Annotated in this window: 1 protein-coding gene; it reads left to right on the forward strand. The window is 74.3% G+C overall.

Annotated features, from left to right (window positions below; all coding sequences use genetic code 11):
• A partial coding sequence (locus tag ABZS54_RS42880; protein WP_355548872.1) for a polyketide synthase dehydratase domain-containing protein occupies positions 1 to 1,597 on the forward strand: 1,597 nt, incomplete at both ends.

Here is a 1,597-nt window from a genome sequence, read left to right on the forward strand (position 1 = left end):
CCTGCACACCGACGGACACACCGTCGACTGGTCCCGGCTGTTCACCGCAACCACCGCGACCCTGATCGACCTGCCCACCTACCCCTTCCAACACCAGAGCTACTGGCTGGACGGCACCTCACCGGGCGGGCGGAAGGCCGGCGGGCTCGGTCTGACCACGGGACACCCGCTGCTGACGGCGGCCATCGAACTGGCCGGCGGTGACGGTGCGGTATGCACCGGCCGGCTCTCGCTGCACACCCACCCCTGGCTCGCCGACCACCGCATCGCCGGCGTCGCGACGCTACCCTCGGCGGCCATGGTCGAGCTGGCGGTCCGGGCCGGCGACGTGGTCGGCTGTTCCGGCGTCGCCGACCTGACCATCGCCACCCCACTGACCATCCCGGACGGCGGCGGAGTCCAGGTGCAGGTGACCATGGGCGCGGCCGACGAGAACGGGTACCGGCGGATCACCATCGGCTCCCGGCCGGACCGGGACGACGCGAGCGTGCCGTGGGAGGTACACGCCACCGGCCTGCTCACCGAGCCGGCGCCGGCGCCGATGATCTCCCTGGACGCCTGGCCACCGCCCGGCGCAACCGAGACCGGGCTCGACGACCTTCACCGGCGGCTCAATGAGAAGGGTTACGCGCACGGGCCGGCATTTCGGGGGCTGCGGGCGTTGTGGGAGCGGGGCGAGGAACTGTTCGCCGAGGTGCGGCTGCCCGACGACACGGACCCGGACACGTTCGGGATCCATCCCGCGCTGCTCGACGCCGCGCTGCACCCGTTGCTCGCCGCCGGGCAGGACATCACCGACCTGTCCTGGCACGGGTTCGACCTGTATGCCGCCGGCCCGCGCACGCTCCGGGTCCGGATCAGGCCCAAGGGCCGGGACGCGTTCCGGCTGTGGCTGGCCGACGAGACCGGCGAACCGGTCGCCGAGGTCCGCACACTGCGTCGACGCCCGGCCGCCCCCGCCGGCCGGGTCGACGGCGCGACCGGCGATTCGCTCTTCCACGTGGTCTGGTCGCCGGTCGCCCTCCCCGACCCGGAGGACCTCACCGGCACCGGCTGGGCCGTGCTCGGGAACACCCCGCCGGCGGGCCTCGCGCACCGCGTCGAGAGCGTCGCGGACGCCGCCGGGCACGTCCTGGTCGCCATGATCGACGAGCCGGCCGGAGACGACCCGGCGGCTGCGGCGCACCGGACCACCGTACGGGCGCTGGAACTGGTGCAGGACGCGCTGGCGTTCGGGACCTCCCGGCTCGTACTGGTCACCCGCAACGCCGTCGCCACCCACGACGGGGAGGACGTCGAGCTCGGTTCGGCCCCGGTTTGGGGGTTGGTCAGGTCGGCCCAGGTCGAGAATCCGGGCCGCATCACGCTGATCGACCTGGACGGCGGTCCGGCGAGCGCCGAGCGACTCCCCACCGCGATCGCCTCCGGCCACGACCAGTTGGCCATCCGCGCCGGACGGGCGAGCACGCCCCGGCTGGCCAGGGTGCGCGCGGCCACGACGGCCGGGCCGGAGTTGGCGCCGGACGGTACGGTCCTGGTCACCGGCGGAACCGGCGCGCTGGGCGCGCTGTTCGCCCGGCACCTGGTCACCGGGTAC

The sequence above is a fragment of the Embleya sp. NPDC005575 genome, from assembly GCF_040605455.1.
In the GTDB taxonomy this organism is placed as follows: Bacteria; Actinomycetota; Actinomycetes; order Streptomycetales; family Streptomycetaceae; genus Embleya.